This window comes from Spirosoma daeguense, assembly GCF_054776875.1.
This window is the reverse complement of sequence record NZ_BAAHBF010000003.1, coordinates 182376-200583: the sequence shown is the minus strand read 5'-3', so window position 1 is coordinate 200583 and position 18208 is coordinate 182376. Positions and strand designations below refer to the sequence as shown.

10 protein-coding genes are annotated in these 18208 nt (G+C 47.7%); 4 read left to right on the top strand and 6 right to left on the bottom strand.

Annotated features, from left to right (window positions below; translation table 11 throughout):
- Positions 1-51: 51 nt before the first annotated feature.
- Positions 52-7674 carry a T9SS outer membrane translocon Sov/SprA gene (gene sov, locus ACYVD4_RS10025; RefSeq protein WP_460945045.1) on the bottom strand — a complete coding sequence of 2541 codons (7623 nt, stop codon included), beginning with the start codon at positions 7672-7674 and terminating at the stop codon, positions 52-54.
- A gap of 433 nt (positions 7675-8107) precedes the next feature.
- Between sov and ACYVD4_RS10020 the strand changes: the two genes are divergently transcribed.
- The 3 genes from ACYVD4_RS10020 (at position 8108) to ACYVD4_RS10010 (ending at position 11312) form a co-directional block, all read left to right on the top strand.
- The gene (locus tag ACYVD4_RS10020) at positions 8108-8914 is read left to right on the top strand and encodes a Rossmann-like and DUF2520 domain-containing protein (protein ID WP_460945043.1); all 807 of its coding nucleotides are present in this window, start codon (positions 8108-8110) and stop codon (positions 8912-8914) included.
- Positions 8911-9936 (top strand): WD40/YVTN/BNR-like repeat-containing protein, encoded by a 1026-nt coding sequence (locus ACYVD4_RS10015; RefSeq protein WP_460945041.1) that lies wholly within the window; start codon positions 8911-8913, stop codon positions 9934-9936. Before ACYVD4_RS10020 ends, ACYVD4_RS10015 begins: the two co-directional genes overlap by 4 nt.
- A 158-nt stretch (positions 9937-10094) precedes the next feature.
- Positions 10095-11312, top strand: coding sequence for a pyridoxal phosphate-dependent aminotransferase (locus ACYVD4_RS10010; RefSeq protein WP_460945039.1), 1218 nt, complete (start codon positions 10095-10097; stop codon positions 11310-11312).
- Positions 11313-11405: 93 nt separating this feature from the next.
- On the opposite strand, the gene ACYVD4_RS10005 is transcribed toward ACYVD4_RS10010, so the two are convergent.
- Positions 11406-13829 carry a TonB-dependent receptor gene (locus ACYVD4_RS10005; RefSeq protein WP_460945037.1) on the bottom strand — a complete coding sequence of 808 codons (2424 nt, stop codon included), beginning with the start codon at positions 13827-13829 and terminating at the stop codon, positions 11406-11408.
- A gap of 129 nt (positions 13830-13958) precedes the next feature.
- Entirely contained in the window at positions 13959-14324 is a 366-nt protein-coding gene (locus ACYVD4_RS10000; protein ID WP_460945035.1) for a hypothetical protein, read from the bottom strand.
- A gap of 350 nt (positions 14325-14674) precedes the next feature.
- Between ACYVD4_RS10000 and ACYVD4_RS09995 the strand changes: the two genes are divergently transcribed.
- Positions 14675-14830 (top strand): hypothetical protein, encoded by a 156-nt coding sequence (locus ACYVD4_RS09995; RefSeq protein WP_460945033.1) that lies wholly within the window; start codon positions 14675-14677, stop codon positions 14828-14830.
- Between the two features lie 83 nt (positions 14831-14913).
- Here the strand turns inward: ACYVD4_RS09995 and ACYVD4_RS09990 are convergent, their stop codons facing one another.
- The 3 genes from ACYVD4_RS09990 to ACYVD4_RS09980 all read right to left on the bottom strand — a co-directional run bounded on the left by ACYVD4_RS09990 (position 14914) and on the right by ACYVD4_RS09980 (position 18133).
- Entirely contained in the window at positions 14914-15645 is a 732-nt protein-coding gene (locus tag ACYVD4_RS09990; protein WP_460945031.1) for an RluA family pseudouridine synthase, read from the bottom strand.
- A 98-nt stretch (positions 15646-15743) separates the two neighbouring features.
- Positions 15744-16562 carry a 3-methyl-2-oxobutanoate hydroxymethyltransferase gene (panB, locus tag ACYVD4_RS09985; protein WP_460945029.1) on the bottom strand — a complete coding sequence of 273 codons (819 nt, stop codon included), beginning with the start codon at positions 16560-16562 and terminating at the stop codon, positions 15744-15746.
- A gap of 125 nt (positions 16563-16687) precedes the next feature.
- Positions 16688-18133, bottom strand: coding sequence for a murein hydrolase activator EnvC family protein (locus ACYVD4_RS09980; protein WP_460945027.1), 1446 nt, complete (start codon positions 18131-18133; stop codon positions 16688-16690).
- Positions 18134-18208: the final 75 nt, after the last annotated feature.

The window sequence follows — 18208 nt, the reverse complement described above, 5'->3', positions numbered from 1 at the left end:
ATAGTGGAGAGTTAGGCTATTTCTCCACTATACATTCTCCATTATCCATTTTTATTCGGCCAGATTGAATTTCAACTGAACGCCACCCGACGTTCTGGACGTGTAATAGTTCGTCGATACGAGCGGATCGTTGAAGGTCCGTTCGAAATACAGGTTAAAATTCAAACGCCGACTCACGATGTAGCTAATCTGCGGACGTAACTGGAAGTTAACGTTACCCGCCGTAATAATCTGTTCGGCATCAATCTTCCGCTGAATGGTACGTGTATCGCGGAAGGTAAGCGCACAGGCAAACGTCAGGTCATTTTTGAGCCGCTTGTAGGCACCATTGATCCGGAACGGAATCCGTAAGTTCTGCCGTGTGAAACCAAGCGAAGCCGTCAGATCTTTGCTGCTCAGTTCGGCCACCTGCGAGTTCGAGAGATTCAATGCTACGTCGCGGCTCTGGCTATATTCCAACCGTCCGGTAATTCCTTTCGACTGTCCAGTAGCTGGCTGACCGGGTGCGGCTGGGCTGGGGCTAGAGCCTTTTGTCTGAAACTGAATACTCAACATGGGCGCAAACTTCTCCGACATCGTGATGGTGCTCATGGCAAACACCGGCACAAACTGCCCCTGCTGGTTGATCGAAGCCGCCATTGGGTATCCCTGAACCGCCAGATTCACGTATGCGGCTGTATAATCCAGATTCGAGATAAAATTCCCTACGCTATAGGTTGAGGAATAGTTATGGTTAACGGTAAACGATGTAAATCGTTTCCGAATAAACTCCAGGCCCGACAAGCCATTATACGTCACCTGCCAGTTCGGCAAAGGGAAATTATAGAAGGGAGATAGGCTTGCTTTTTCTACTGGCTGACCACTGTAGGCAGCAAAAAAGGCCGGAATCAATACGTCCTGCGATGTTTTAGTGTATTTGCCTGTTTTCTCTGGATTCGCAGCCGTTAGTTTGTTGATAAAATACTCGCGATATTTCTCAAATTGGTCGAAGATTGGCGACGTATTATCAGAGCGAAGGCCAATAAACGCCGTCCGGAACGACCAGAACGACATACTAAATTGTCCATTTCGAACAGACGAGAACGATTCAAATGGACCACCCTGTGCACCCGGCCGGAAATACTCCTGATAAGCATCTGTGCGATCTAAACGCCAGTTTACAATCATCCGGAAATCTTTGAACGGTTCCAACGTAGTATTGGCTGAAAACTTCCTGGTAATGTTTTGCTGAAAAGCGGTATTCTGCACCGTACTCGGCGACAACCACCCTTTCTGAGCCGCCCGATACGCTATACTACCATCCTGGCTTCCTAACACAAAACCCAAACCCGGTGCGTTATTCTCATCAACGCCGAAAAGTCGGGGTGTTGGCAGGAAACCAGGTAGAATAGTCGATTCCTGTACTGAATACGAGAAATTGATTCCCCGTACTGTAAGCAACGCCCGCGTAAAGTTTTTCAATATCTTACTATCACCCCGTTCAATTTCTTCAATGTCACCCGGATTTCGGGCGAAATTTTTCCGAACAGGTGCGGGCGTATTGGCAAAACGCAGGTAACGTATTTTGTTGTAAAGGCGGATAAGATCGACCCGCCCCGTAACACCCCGTTCTCGTTCGTTACGTATCACATTACCAAACGGTACGCCAAGCGTATCGGAAACACCGAACGAGTTAGCCTGAAACTGATAGCCAATACGATAAATAGCATCGGCCGACATCCAGTCGAGCAGTGGAATCTTGTCAAGTGGTATCCGATACGTAGCGCGGATGTCCTGCACGAAATTCTTCAGACGTCCTAACCGCTTAATGCTATTCAGAATCGAATCGCGTTTTGCTTCCGTATTGATATCGCCAGCAGGTTCGTCAATAATTGAGTTGGCCTGTGCATGATACGTCAGCACCAGATTACGGGTCAGGTTAAATGTCAGATCGTAGTAGCGATTAAAGAGGAAGTATTTCTCAAACTGCGGTGTAATACCATTGGTTGTCAGGTCGGAAGAACGTAGCTGCGTTTTGATAAAACTCCGATCCATATCAGCCCGAATCGACACCAGTGAGGGCAAAAGTGTCAGGTTGAAATCCTTAAGCCAACGCAAATACGGTGCTTCGAACGACTGTACATTCCGGAACGGTTCAAATGCTTTTGGTTGCCCGGCAAACGTATACGCGATTCCGCCACGATGCTGCTGTTGCAAATACTCCTGTGTCAGAATATTTGTCCGCTTGGTATCATTAAAAGCATACGTAAAAGCAAGATTTTCAAAATCCCAGAAATGTGATTTGGCATTTGGGTTAGTCTTTACTTTCCGGACATTAGAGAAGTTATACCCCCGGCGCGTCGTATTATCCTGCACAAGCTGACGATAACTTTCCCGTTCTGCTTCCGATTGCTTGGTCGAGAGCGACGTCTCTAATGGCATATCAGGATCGAGCGGATCAAAGTGTGGATCTACGTTCCGGTGGTCATAGTTGACATATAACGGAATACGAAGTCCCCAATTTGCCGGCAGGAATTTGTCGACCGCGATGGCCGACGAAACCCCAAATTCCGAGGTAGTTTCGAGCGCACGATCACCGATCCGCGTTTGCACACCGCCAAATCCGAACGTAGTGATACGTCCTGAAGCCGTTAATGTACCCAAATCAGCCAGTTTTAGATTCACAGAACCAATACCAGCTGTTCCGGCATGTTGGTCGTAGCCGTTTGCCCGAAGTTCATTGACCCAGATAGTAAACGTTTTTGGTCGTTCGCCATCGCCCATAATACCAGGATTACGCACCCCAATCATTATTGACTGCACCGAACTCAAATCCGGATTACCAACGATGGTAAGCCTGTATCGACCATTAACTGACGATAAACTAAATGGCAATGAGGTCTGGCGAGTTAAACTTCTGTTACGTGCTGCCTTGAGATTTACTAACTCTTCAAACGCAAGATCTAACTCATTTACAGATGGCCACACAACAGAGGCATCCTGATTGCCCGGCGGAGTTGCCTTCAGACCCGGAATTTCGATTTCATAATAGTTGTCAGTATAATCTGTACCCAATCGCACAAAAGCCGATACCTGTCCATCTTCATTATCGGGATTGTGCATGTGGATAAACATTTTGAGCCGTTCCCGAAATAACAAGTTGAAGTTCGTATTACGGAAAGCCCCCCGCGAATCTTTATCCCGTAGGTTTGTTACGCTCAGCCGCATCGACTGCTCATTCAATTCAACCGTATTTACTGCCGTAAAATCACGGTCACGTTGATAGCCCGGAGGCACGGTATACGGGAATTTATCTCCCCCCTGTGCGGTCGTCTGCACACTACTATTTTCTTCAATATTTACGGTAGATACGGTAAAGTTGGCGTCGTAGGGTTCAGGAACTTCCTGCAAACCACGCTGGGTAAGGTCGCCGGTGTATTTACGATACTGGTTGGCTTCCATCTGCAACTGCGAAAAACGGAGCACAACAGGCTGGTCGAAGTCGGTCAGATACATCCGCATGAACCGAATCGACTTAAAGCCATTGATACTGCCTACTTTACGTAGTGGCTCCCGCACCGGAATCCGGAACTGATACCAGTTCACTACGCCCCCCGGTGCGCCCGCCGATGGTACTGATACTTTATCGACAATATACTTCTGCCCTACTTCCAAACGCCCTGGGCGAAGGTCAATTTCATATTCGTAATACGCTTCAGTGTCATTAATGGTGTTATCGATGTTCAGATCTTCGATGTCGGGAAGGACCGATGAAGCTGGAGTTAAAATCTGGGTACTTCCAACACTTTCGGGGGAGTTGTTTTCCATACCCATGTACTTCTTGTATCGCGCAACAATATATTGTTGCGCATCAGCCTCTTCGCCCAGATAGAATTTAAAATCATCGCCCGAAGGGTCATCCTGTATTTCAGCTAAGGCTGCTGGGTCGGTTACCCGTGACTCAACGGCTCTTATATAATTCTGAAAGTGCGTTTTTTCAGCGTCGTTCCTTAATCCATCCAGACCAATATCCTGCTGCTCACGGCCACCACTCGGAAACGCGTTGGTTACAAACTGCTGCTTCGGAGCTCGTCCCCATGCCGTGGGGTCTGTACCGCGCTGGCGTGTTGTAGTGACGGTATCGCCATCAACCGGGAAGCCATTTTCGAACGTATAACGACCATCCTTCATTACGTCTTCCGAAACATCGCCCAGATTGAAAACCAGTTTACCACCGGTCGTGTTGTTGATGTTCTTATTCGGATCGTTACTACCACGAACCCTACCAGCTTCGCCCGTAACAAACGGGTCCATCAGCCAGAACGTAACGTTTTCTACGTTGGCATTGTCGAAATCAATGTCCGACGCAATTGCTCGCGTAACAGCGCCAAAATTTTGCTTCGGATTAGAGAGCAACCCGGCAGCACTTAGATTTGGGTTGTAGTTGTATATACCCCGTTCACTTGGGAAATACGCTACGTCCAGAATGTTCTCCGGAAGCTGAACGGGTCTGGCCGACCGGCCTGGAAATAAATCTGTTGGCAAAAAATACCGTTCATATACGTGCCGATTTGCATCTTCCGGATCGACATTTGTTGAAACGGATACTGTACCCTGCGCATAAATGGTTGGGTCGACGGAATAGACCGAAATACGAGCACGGTTATAGGCATACGGCAAGGGGTCAGCAAAGGAACCTTGCGGAAACTGCTGGGGAGTAGCTCCCAAACGCCAGCGAGTTGGCTGACGGGTCAGGTCGAAAATGGTACGTGCCGCTTCGAAATCGTCCAGATAACTTTCGTTGTTCGCACGCTGGTTTGTGCCCGGAAACAGTTGCGCTACCTCCCCATTGATCTGAATCGTCGACAATTCTTTGGTTTGTACAATGGGCAATGCATCGAGCAGTCGGGTCAGGCCGGGCGAATCTTTCCGGTAATTAGCACTAAGCCCAACAATCGTATTATTAACAGGCTCATTGCCGAGTGCTACGCGAGTCAGATATCCAGCGGGCGTCTCTTTCATGTGCATGGCCGTCAGCCCAACCGTAAAGTCGCGGTTGATCATGTAATCGAGCCGCGTACCGACAAGTGTACGTATCTGATTCTGAAATAAATCGGGCTGTTCGTAGCTAATACGAATTTCACGACCTGAATTCGTAACACTTTCATTGATGATACGTAGTCGGCCAATCTGTGCTTCCAGTACGTAATCCTGACCCGGTGTCAGCGGCACGCCACCGGCTGTTACCTGCACCGATTGTTCATTAACGCCATACGGCAATTGCACCTCCGCGCCATTGCCCGACTGGAAAGAACCTTTCAGGAAAAACTTATTTTTATCAGCAATCTGTTGCGCATCAGCCAACGTAGTGTTATAGAGCTGATTGAATGTGTACTTGGCTTTCAGATCCGCTTCGTCGGGACCAAACTGCCGATCAAGGTAAGAGCCAAACGGCTCCAGAACCGGGAAGATAATTTTTCCGTATCGACTATCTATCGTGATGTTATCAACAAAATCAAAGTTTCCGTCGGGCTGCGCGTCGAGTTGCTGGTTGAGTCGGTCCATCCCAAAAAGTTGTACCAACGGGCGGTTCTGCGTCAGACGTCCTTCCTGTAAGTTCGGGTTGTCGATACCTGTCAAGTCATCTTTATAAATAATCCGAAGCTGGAATCCTTGTCGGGTAATCTGCGCCGTGTTGAGCGAATAGATGTTTTTCATCATCAGATTCCACATCGGCAATTGCAGGTTGTTACGTAACGTTGCGGATTTCAACAACTTGAGTACCAACACCTGATCATCGGCCCGCGACTGATAATCTTCAGTCAACTCACCAACCTTATAGCGTCGGCCCTGATACGTATATTCGTAGGCAACGGCCAGAATCTCGTCATTACGTAACGGTGTAACGAGCGAAATATAACCCAGTTCGGGCTGGAGTTTGTATTCACGGTCGGTCAGGCGCTTGGCACCACGTAGCAGATCGTAATCGGTTCCTTTCGCCAGATTATAGCTAGTTGTCAGCACCTCGTTGGTCCGGTCAACTTGCCGAAACAGATTGGTGGCCTGTGCGGTCAACTTGCCGAAGAGTCCGTTGGCTACGTTATCGGTTGGCGTCCGGTTGTTCCGCGTAAACGGCGACATGTTCGGGTTCGCCTGATTATATGGATTGCCTTCACCCAAATCCTGAAAACCTACTACGTTACGTAGCGATTCAGTAGTGTTGGTCCGGTTAGTTACGTAGACCTCAATACGTGTGATATTTACCCCCGAAGTTACCTGCGGCAACGTCTTCAGCGCCCCTTCATAATTTGCCCGGAAAAACTGCGACAGGAAGAAGTGGCGGTTTTCATCGTATTGGTCAGCCCGAATTTCAAATGGGCGATTCGACGTACCTCCCCGTAGAACGATTTCCTGTTTTCGTGAGCGTTGTTGAGAGGCTACCAAGGTAGCATTAAGTCGGCCAAAACGAAGCTGGGTTTTAATACCGAAAAGGTTCTGCACACCCGGAATCAACTGGCTATTAACAGCCCAGCTAATATTACCGACTTCGAGCCCCTGTAAAATACTTTCGTTCTGTGGCGTAAATCCGGGTAGTTTCCCATCAGCACCGGGCAAATTGGGCACACCGGGTAAGCTAGGCGCGTTTGGCAGATTAGGTAAGCCTTGTCCGGTACCGAATGCGGGTAAACCTCCACCCGGTTTATAATTAAGTTTCAGCGCATTCTCAAAGTTAAAACTGGCTTTCGTATCGAAATTGGCCAGTACGCCCAGCCGTTCACCAATCTTACCATTGAAGTTGATACTAATCTGCTCATTAAAAATAAAATTCCCATTCCGGCGCTGCTGTACCGGAATATCAGGACGGTCATTGAACTGATAGAGATAGCCAAAATCGAGTGTAACGAATCCGTTCGGCTTAAAATCGACCTGGCTTCCGCCGAAAATCCGGTCAATAATGGGAGGCAGTTCGAGTTTTGGAATCAATCCCCGCCCACTCATGGCGCTTTGCCCATCGCGCTGTGAACTATACTCGCGCAGAATGCTTTTTTCAACCCGCTGATTTTGAAGCTGATTGAACGTAGAGAATGGAATCGTTTCAGCCGGTCGATACGGCATTCCGAACTGCGAAGGTGGTAGTATAGGACCCGGCGTTACCGTTCCTGAAGAGGCTGGTGTTGTCTGGTCACTACGTCCTTCTACAGAATTCGCCAAAGGCGCTCCTGACAGCGATACGCCCGTCTTAACACGTTCTGATACGCCTATACCTCCATTTGATCCAAGTCGAAAATCGGTCGATACGCCTTTTGGGTCACGCAGAATAAAAGGAGACTTTGATGGCCGTTCTGAGAAGCGGGTTGCCCGGCGGTCTGGCCAGTTTATCGTTGGTCGACGATTGGCGTTACGTAAGGCCCGAATGCTGTCATTCCGATCTTCAAGTGCCTTTTTTACCGAATCGGCACGTATAACAGCCCTACGGCGTGCCTGCGCGCGGGCAGAGTCGGCAGCCGCTTGTTGCCGCCGTGCAGCCGCCCCACGTCGGGCCGGTGCTGGCTGGTCCTGGCCAAAGCTGCTGCTTACCCCTAAAAGCATCCAGCAACCCACTATCAACCAACCGTTTGGCATAAACAGAAACCGGCTGATAAGGGCAATAGGCGTGCTAATTACAGTATTGTGAACAAAGTAGGGGTTCACCATTGAGAAGGTACTTTCGGGTTCAGTATTAGTAGCGTATGGTTCGTTATTCTATCAAACGGCCAGCCTTGGGCCAATCGTTTAACGATACCGCATATTTTTTATTTATTCTTCGAGCATATTTTTTGGCTATACGGTAACAAAAGTAAGAATTAACCTGACTTCATACGAAGCTTGCCGATCTATTCTCCGAATTTCTCCTGACCGGTACCACTGGCGTCTACAATTACCGGGCCAACTCTGTCTAAAATTCCTTATTTGAGCTTCTGGTTCGCTTCGAAACAACGATTAGTAGATACAATCAATCAATATTAACCAAGAAAGCGTATATATATGAACGTAACGTAGTGAATCTATTCCCTTCTTCTATTATGTAGTAATCGTCTGATAGTTATCAAATTGGCTTCTATTGGCACAAAATACGTATAATTGAGCTATGGAAATTTCATTTATTGGTGCTGGTAATATTTCCTGGCACCTTGCTCCGGCACTCGAAAATTCGGGCCATCATATCAACGAAATATATAGTCGACAGCTTCAACATGCCCGTCAGTTAGTCAATAATTTATATGATGCACATACACACTCCGAATTAAATTTTGCCGATAGTCCTTCACAATTATTTATTCTGGCGGTTCCCGACGATGCTCTTGAAGAGGTTTGCTCACGGCTCGTTCTCCCCGAAAATGCAATTCTTGTTCACACATCAGGCGGGCGTTCGCTCGACTCCCTGGCCCATTGGATGAGTATTTACAGCGACGTACCAGTTCAAACGGGTGTTTTTTATGCGCTTCAAACGTTTACACGCGGACAACTTCTGATGGCATTCGATGAGATTCCGCTTTGTATTGAAGCCAGTGACCCACAAACAGAAGATATACTGGTTACATTAGGCCAATCGGTCAGTGACATTGTATACCTTGTTACGTCGGAAGAACGTCGTTCATTACACGTAGCAGCGGTACTGGCCTGCAATTTCACCAATCATCTTCTGGCACTTTCTCATGATCTGACCACGCGTGAAGGATTAGAATTTGACTTGCTACGTCCACTGATTGCAGAGACCTTTCGCAAAGGTTTAGCCGCCGAAAATCCTGCTGATGTACAGACAGGCCCGGCTCGGCGGGGAGATCAGACAACAATCGAAACACACCTGAACTACCTCATCAATCAGCCCCGGTTATCAGCAATCTATCAGTTATTGACCGACAGTATCCAACATTATTATCGCCCACCTCTATGAGCCATATTATCTTATTTCTAGCAACTTTCTTCTGCTATAGCTTGCCTTCGTTGGGCCAATGGCAATTACAGACGGTAAACACCGATGCCAATTTTCGATCAGTCAGTATTGCAGGTCCCAATATAGCCTGGATCGGTGGCAGCAAAGGAACATTTCTACGCACGATTGATGGCGGAAAAACATGGCTCACCGGCAGTGTTCCCGATGCTCAAAACTGCGACTTCCGCGATGTTCAGGCCATTAATGCCCAAATGGCCTACCTCATGAGCGCAGGACCGGCCGAACAAGGTCAGGCTCGCATCTACAAAACAATTAACGGTGGCCAGACCTGGACGTTACAATACGAAACAAAAAAGGCAGGTGTTTTTTTCGACGGTATTGCGTTCTGGGATAAACAGCACGGTCTTGTTTTTAGTGATCCCGTAGAAGGTCGCTGGTTCATGCTGACTACTGACGATGGTGGGCAAACCTGGCAGCCCGTTCCACATTCGTCGCTTCCAATCATGGAGCCTAACGAAGCTGCTTTTGCCGCTAGTGGTACGTCGCTGATTGTACAGGGTAAACGTAACGCCTGGATTGCTTCAGGCGGAGGCACGGTCGGGCGAGTTTTTCGATCAATTGACCGGGGCCGAACCTGGGGAGTTAGTGTTACGCCTTTACCGGCGGGTGAGGCAACAGGGCTTTTCGGTATGCAGTTTTTCAATGAGAAAGTAGGAATGGTTGTTGGCGGGAATTACAAGAAAGAGCAATTGCCCGGCCCCAACGTAGCTATTAGCCGCGATGGCGGACAGACTTGGCAGCGGGTTGCTGCTACCGACCCACCGGGATTAAAGGAAGCGATTGCTTTACTCCCAAACGATCGTCTGCTGGCAGTCGGCCCATCGGGAAGCAGTATTTCGGCCGATCAGGGTCAAACCTGGCAGCAACTCGATAGCGAAGGATTTCATTCTGTAGCCTGCGCCAAAGGAACCTGTTATGCCGTTGGGGCCAAAGGTCGAGTAGCCATCCAGCAGTTTAAATAAAAACGCATAGGGCAAGGGGCATAGGGTAAAAGTTGATAGCAGGAATATCCATGCCCTTTGCCCCATGCGTTTTTATTTTCGAATCAATATCGGCTCTCCGCTGAAAACGTAGTACCTTTGCGCCCAGTTTGTTATCATTTTCTTAAAACATCCCAATTATGTCTGCCACGCTTGACACCGTGAGTTTGTTAGCCGACCGCATCAACGCGCTGGAGGAATCGTCCACGCTGGCGATGACCAAGAAAGCCCGTGAACTGGCCGCGCAGGGACACAAAGTGATTAGCCTGAGTGTCGGAGAGCCAGATTTCAAAACCCCTCAGCACATCTGCGAAGCTGCCAAGAAAGCCATCGACGACGGTTTTCACGGTTATTCCCCCGTAGCTGGCTATCCCGATCTTCGGAAAGCAATCGCTGATAAATTCAAGCGTGATAATAATATCGACTGGAAGCCTGAAAATATTGTTGTATCAACGGGTGCCAAACACTCACTGGCCAACGTGATTCAGGTGCTGATTAACCCCGGCGATGAAGTCATTATTTTCTCGCCATACTGGGTTAGTTACTCCGAAATGGTAAAACTGGCCGAAGGTAAAGCGGTGGTGATCGACGGTGCGTTCGACAATAACTTTAAAGTAACGCCCGAACAGTTCGAAGCGGCTATTACCGAACGTACTAAAATCGTTATGTACGCGTCGCCAAACAATCCAACCGGTTCTATTTATTCGGAAGCTGATTTGCGCGCCATTGCCGACGTAGTGGCTCGCCATGAAAACATTTTTGTACTGGCCGACGAAATATACGAATACATCAACTTCACGCCAGAAGGGCATTTCAGCATTGGCTCGGTTCCAGAGATTGCTGAACGTGTTATTACGGTTAATGGCGTGGCGAAAGGCTTTGCTATGACGGGCTGGCGTATTGGCTACATCGGAGCCGCCAAATGGATTGCTGATGGCGTTGAAAAACTACAAGGTCAGGTTACCTCGGGCACGAACTCAATTGCTCAGAAAGCAACGGTTGCTGCCCTGAATGGCCCACTGGAGCCTTCGCAGGAAATGGCCAAAGCCTATCAGCGTCGGCGTGATCTGGTAGTAAAACTGCTGAAAGAAGTACCTCATTTCCGAACGAACGTACCCGAAGGTGCTTTTTACGCCTTCCCAGATATTAGCTATTACTACGGTAAATCGGATGGTACGACCACAATTCGTAACTCGGATGACTTCGCTGAATGGTTGTTGGCAACGGCATACGTAGCGACCGTTGCGGGTTCGGGTTTCGGCGCTCCTGATTGCCTGCGTATCTCAACAGCAGCCTCTGATGAAGCCCTTACCGAAGCCGTTACACGGATCAAAGATGCGGTTGCTACGTTGAAATAGAGCTTAATTCTTTGCAAACAGAACGTCGTTCGTTTCTGGTAAATCAGGCCTTTTCCTGACAACTAGAAACGAACGACGTTCTGTTTATCGCGTCTATCGGTTTCCAAATGGTACTACAACTTTCAGACTTAAGTTACGCCCCATATTAAATACACCGCTACGGCCGGTGGCTTCGTTGACACCAAAATATTTAAGCCGGTTCTGATGACTCTGATATGCTACGTCGAATAAGTTCTGCACCGTGAAGTAAACAGATACCATGGTTCGGCCTTTACCGTTAATGATGTCACTACCAGCCCCAACATTAACCAATGCATAGCCGGGTGTTTCGGTTTCGGTTCCATACGCCAGCAACGCTTCGTTTTGACGCCAGTTATTTTCAATTTCCAGCAACGCGTACATATTTCTCCAATGATTACCAGCTTCGGCCTTCGTAAACTTCACCTGACTGATCAGACGTGGTGGCGGCAGAAAAGGCAGGTACTTCGCCGAATCATTTTTTGCCGATAAATTTCGCGAACGTACCAGCGAATAGCTGCCGGTGAAATGAAACCAGCGTGCCGAACGTGGGTTAACCGTTACCATGGCTTCTCCACCAAATAACACAGCATTTCCCTGTGTATAGCGATACGTCAAAATAGGCCGGGCCGGATCAACAATCGAATCGCGACCAAAGCGATCAAGCACTTTCTCCGAATACGTATAATTATTGATACGATTCTGAAACAGACTGGCTGTTACTGTTACGTCGGGAGATTCGTAGTTAATCCCTAAATCAGCCTGAAATGATGTTTCTGACAGCAGATTGGGACTACCAATTTCATAACGGAACGTACCGGCATGTTCGCCATTGGCCGACAGTTCCGACGTAGCAGGCGCCCGGAAACCGCGTCCCAGGTTCGCTTTGATAATCCAGCGGCTCGATAATGAGTACGTAGCACCGAAACTCGCCGTTGGGTTCGAATAGGTCTTATCCAGACCACCAAAACGGGTTTCGCCACCCGCAATTGGGCTTTCGCTAAATACGCCATCGGCGCTGGCATAGAGCTTATTGATTCGCATCTGCCGAACGTCCATCCGCAAACCGCCATTCAAGGTTAATCGGTCAGTTTTCTTTTGCGCGAACACGAATAATCCGTTATCAAATGACCGATAGCCGGGATAAAGTACATCGAGCCCCAGGTTCTGATTATACTGCGAAAGACCATTACCGCCGATTGTAAAATCCCAGCCGTTACCACCACTGAGGTAATATTTAAGATCATAGAATACGTTTTGCAGATAGAAATACAGGGCAGGCTGGCCCGGTGTAAGCGTACTGGCAAACTCCTGCCGACGGTTCTGACTATAACTTACAATTCCGGCCAGATTGCCCTTTCCTATCTTCACGAACGTATTCCACGAAAACTTGAGGTGATTCAGGTTCTGATAGTTAGCCGGGTCGATAGACCGTCCTTGCAACGTAGCGTCAGACACGGGGGCCAGTGCTTCTGAATCGCTCGAAACACGAACCAGTTCCTGAAAACGGCCACTACGGTCACGTTCGCCCGTTACGATATTGATATCCTGATGCCAGTTTGATACGTAGACCTGAGAATAACCCCACGAACGATTAATACCTATCGTTCCGTTAAAATCGTATTCGCGATAGGCCGAACCGTATACGCGTCCGTCGTAACGATTCTGATAATTTCCCGCACTTTTTGTACTGGCCCTGAATCGGCCAAACAAGCCTTTTTGCGAGGTTCCTTCTACCATCACCGAACCGCCAACCATGCCGTTATTGCTCTGGTAGTTGGTCAGTAACTGACCACGAAATACGCCAGCTTCGGGCGGGCGGGCCGAAATCAGACTCATTACGCCACCCAATCCATCCGACCCATACAACAAACTGCCCGCGCCTTTGATAATCTCGTAACGGTCGATACTGTATTCATCAATTTGCAGGGCATGTTCTTCACCCCACTGATTGTCTTCCTGCCGAACGCCGTCATGAACCGTAATAACCCGATTGAAACCCAGCCCGCGAATAACTGGCTTGGATAAGCCAACACCCGTGGTTATCTGCGACATACCGGGCAATTTTCCAACGGCGTCGACCAAATTCGTAGAACTGTTCTGAAGCCACTGAATTTTGTTATAGGTCATTATCGGTACCGGGCTGTCTTTCACAGTCGAACCAGTTGTTAGACCCGTAACCACAACCTCCTGCAACTCAGCCGCATCAGGTTCAAGTACGAAGTCGGACGTTGTTGTACCTGTTAAAAGGCGAACGGTACGTAATTGATTTTTATAGCCTAGAAAGCGAATATCCACTTTATGCGAGCCAGCAGGTAAATTAACCAATTGATATTGACCGAGTGTATCGGTACTGGTGCCTTTTTGCAAGCCCGGAAAATAAATCGTAACCCCAACAATAGGCTGTCGGGTGCCTTTATCGGTGATTTTACCAACAAGTGTCGCTTGAGCTGATACCAGAGCTGGCACCAGCATGAAAATAAGGAGTAGTCGATGCATGAAGCGAGGAGTAACATTTGAGAAAAACCAATGAATTACTCATGCCCATAGTGTCATACCATACCAATTCATTCCTCGCTTGAGGTTGTAAAGGCATAGAACTATCAGACATGAAAATAAGGAATTAACTCAAAGCACGGGAGGGCCTCGGTGCTGAAATGCCGTATGGACGGTTTGAAAACTAATCTGTCTCGCGGGTTCCGTTACGGTCAGAAACAGAAAAACAATCAGTGCAGTTAACACTAAGCCAACTACGTCCGGATTCGTGTAAAAAGCATTGGTAAACGCGTCGAGCCAGATCAGCTCATCGCGAGTGTGCGCGTGTTTCGGAAATTCTGTTCCCGGCGATGATTTGTACGGGTGCGCGTGGCAAATGATTGTTCCATCGGTTAATCGGTGGGCATGGCGAAACACCACTCCGTTGACCAGTACGGCAACGTACAGACCAAGCAGGAAGCGGGCAATCCCAAACCGACAATTTGCTAGACGAAACACGCTAATACAGAATGTTATTCCACAAAAATACAAATCAACAAATACATCTCCTCCTTTATTTCATTGTATCAATTGATGAATTAATTGAATTGGCATCAAAATTGACAGGGTAATAATATAGAAATAAGGTTATACGAGTGACAACAATTTTACGTAATTTACTGTCTGATAAAAAAAACTTTTAATTAACTTTTTTTTGTCGACCTTGATTTTGTATTAATACAAGGTTAACTTTGATTTTAATTGAAAGCAGGCTACCCGACACAAGTGCGCAAGTTTGTTTATCTCCGTAACCGTACACTTAACTACAAAATTTTAGTCCTGAGCCAATGAGAAATGTTAGACTTTACATGATTTTTCAATGGGTCGTTTTTCTGCCCATTATTTTACCACTCTGCCTGATTTACGGAGCAATACGGGGAGCAATGCAAATGGCAGAACGTGTGATGGATCAACTCGTTGATGATGTAATTCCGAATGGGAAACCACACCCAACTGTTGATTGACTGAACCAGACTCAGCCAGGCAAAAGCCGCGTCTGCATGTTTTCTAACCAGACGCGGCTTTTGTGTTTATACCCTAAGCTCGCCTACTCGAACAGGCGATCTAAATCCTTGTCTTTATAGCTTTCGTTATCCAGCTCCAGAAACTCCTCCCAGAAAGGATCGCTGGGTAAACCTGCCCGAAAAATAAGTGGTTCCTTCTTTACAGGATGGATGAAGTAAAGCCGACGAGCGTGCAAATAGATTTTCTTGTCCGCCACCGCCCGGTCATATCCATATTTAATATCTCCACGAATCGGGCAACCCATATGTGCCAGTTGCGACCGGATCTGATGCGGCCGACCAGTTATTGGATTTACTTCGAGCAGATAGTGTTCATTAATTTTCCCTAATACCCGATACGATAATTCGGCTTTCTGGGAGCCCGGAACCTCGTAATCGTAAACGGCTACCTGATTTTTCTGCTCATCTTTCACCAGCCAGTTCACCAGCTTATCGGCGTCTTTTGGCGGCTTTCTTCGAACAACAGCCCAATACGTTTTCTGCACCTGCCGTTTCCGGAAAATTTCCGTCATTCGTTCCAGCGCTTTCGAGGTACGTGCCAGCACAACCAATCCGCTCACTGGTCGGTCGAGCCGATGCACTAAGCCAAGGAAAACCTCGCCGGGTTTATTGTACTTTTCTCCAATATAATCTTTCGCTACGTCCAGCAACGTAACGTCGCCCGTACGGTCGCCCTGTACCAGAATACCGGGTTCTTTATTAACAATCAACAGGTGGTTATCTTCATAAACTACCTGAAATGGTCTCTTTTTCATAGTTATACGGTCGAACTGGCGCACTAACAGGGAGTTTGCCAAATTAAATGCACTGCATACAGCAGGCTGGTGCGCCAGTCCAACCACGTTACGTTAACTCAATACGCTTCTTTCTCGTTCGGAAATGTATTCGCTTTCACATCATCGACGTAGTGCGCAATGGCTTCCGTCATCACTTTATGCAGTTCGGCGTATCGACGCAGGAAGCGCGGTTTAAATTCGTTGTTGATACCCAACAAATCGTGGAAAACCAGAATTTGCCCATCGGCATCTGGCCCTGCGCCAATTCCGATGGTTGGAATTCGAAGTTGCTGCGACACTGTTTTGGTTAAAGTAGCCGGAATTTTTTCGAGCACAAGGCTAAAACAGCCCAGTGTTTCAAGCATCTGGGAATCTTCGATCAATTTCTCCGCTTCGGCCTCTTCTTTAGCTCGCACGGCATACGTACCAAATTTGTAAATCGATTGTGGTGTTAGCCCCAGATGGCCCATTACAGGAACACCCGCACTCAAAACCCGCACAATCGATTCTTTTATTTCGAGCCCTCCCTCCATTTTAACAGCATGAGCACCCGACTCCTTCATGATACGTATCGCCGAACGTAACGCTTCCGATGAATTGCCCTGATACGACCCAAACGGCAGATCGACCACCACCAACGCCCGTTTAACGGCGCGAACTACCGAACTGGCGTGGTAAATCATCTGATCTAACGTAATGGGCAATGTTGTTTCGTGGCCCGCCATTACGTTAGATGCCGAATCGCCAACCAAAATCAATTCAACGCCAGCCGCATCAACTACCCGCGCCATCGAATAATCGTAGGCCGTTAGTGCTGAAATCTTCTCACCTTTATTTTTTAACTCCTGAATGGTATGCGTCGTAACGCGCTTGATATCGGGATTATGAACAGACATTGTGGGCAGTTGTACGGTTGTGAAGTTGTAAAGTTATAAAGTTGTAAGGTTATAGAGTTATAAAGTTTGAACACAGCAGCCAACCATACAACCCTATAACCCTACAACTTTATAACTCTATAACCTTACCTTGGTATTAGCCAGGACTCAGGATTAAGCTTGGTAAACTCCTTCCAGATCTGGAACTGGATTTCAGAAACACCGTTTTTGTCGGTAGCCACTATGCCAATGGGCTCACGCGCTTTTACCCGCTGACCAATCTGAACCGATACACTTTTCAATTTGGCATAAACCGTAAAATAATCGCCATGCTGAATAGCTACTACGTTATTCATTCCCGGCATACTCGTTACGTCCTGAACGATACCGTCGTATACGGAACGAACACCTTCGCCAGCGTTTGTCTGAATATCGACACCCTGATTTTCTACGAAAATCCCTTTTAAAACCGGGTGGGCTTTACGTCCGAAATGATCAGAGATAAACCCTTTTGTGACGGGCCAAGGTAATCGCGAACGCGATGAGGTAAAGGATGTAGCAAGAGCCGTTTCCTCATCGTTCAGGTTGTTATTACGTCGTTCATCAGGCTTCTTCACAACTTCGGCTTCTCCGGCCTTGTCGATACGTTCTACTTTCGCTACGTCGGCAGGAGCTGGTTTTTCTCCCGCTTTTTCAGCAGCGGCAATGGCTTCTTCGGCCCGTTTACGTTCAGCCGCTTTTCGAGCCGCTTCAAGCTTAGCAATACGTTCGCGCTCGGCTCGTTCACGCGCTTCCCGTTCAGCTCGTTCTTTGGCTTCGCGAGCAATGATACGTGTAATCATCGCTTCGAGTCGATTTACAGCTCTACGGCTTTCGGCCAGTTCAGTTGCCAGTTCAGATTCTTTCTGACTCAGTTCCTTCACAACAGCATTTTTTTCGGTTTTCAGCGTTTCCAGCTTTTTGGTTTCGCCTAGTTTTACGGTTAAAGTGCTACGTTGCTCTTCACGTTTACGCTGTGTAGCCTGTTGCTTTCCATCGAGCATAGTTCGCACGTTATTCATCTGCCGCACCTGACTTTGCCGGGCGTTGGAATATTGACGCAGGTATTTATACCGTGCTACTAACTGGTTGAAATTATCGGCCGCAAATAGAAAACCCAGCGGATTAACCTGCTGGCGTCGTTTGTCGGCGGCATAAATCATGGACGAATACTCGCGCTTTAGTTTGTTTAAATCTTTGGTAAGCGCATTGATGGCCTGACGGAGTTCGGAAATTTCAGTTTCGGTCAGGCGAATATCTTTGTTTAATAAGTTAATCTGATTCGACTGTGTCTGAATCTGCTGATTTAGGGCTTTAAGTTGTCCGAGGCCAACCTGTTTTTCGGAAGTTGTCTGTTTTAGAATCGTATTAATCTGGCCCATGCGCTCCAGATTCTGCTTTTTTTCCTTTTCCAGCGCCTGCCGATTACGTAAGGTTTGTTGCTGCTGTTGCTGAGCCTTCACAGAGCCTCCCAGCCAGCAAAAACCAAGCAGAATCAACCCAGTTAGAATTTGGCGCATAAACCAGAAAGAAAACCGAAAGTGGGAAAGCATAGGTACTGAAACAACTCTAAAAGTAAAGATTACATGTCGGGGTTAACAAATTGATACGCTGGTAACAGGTAACGA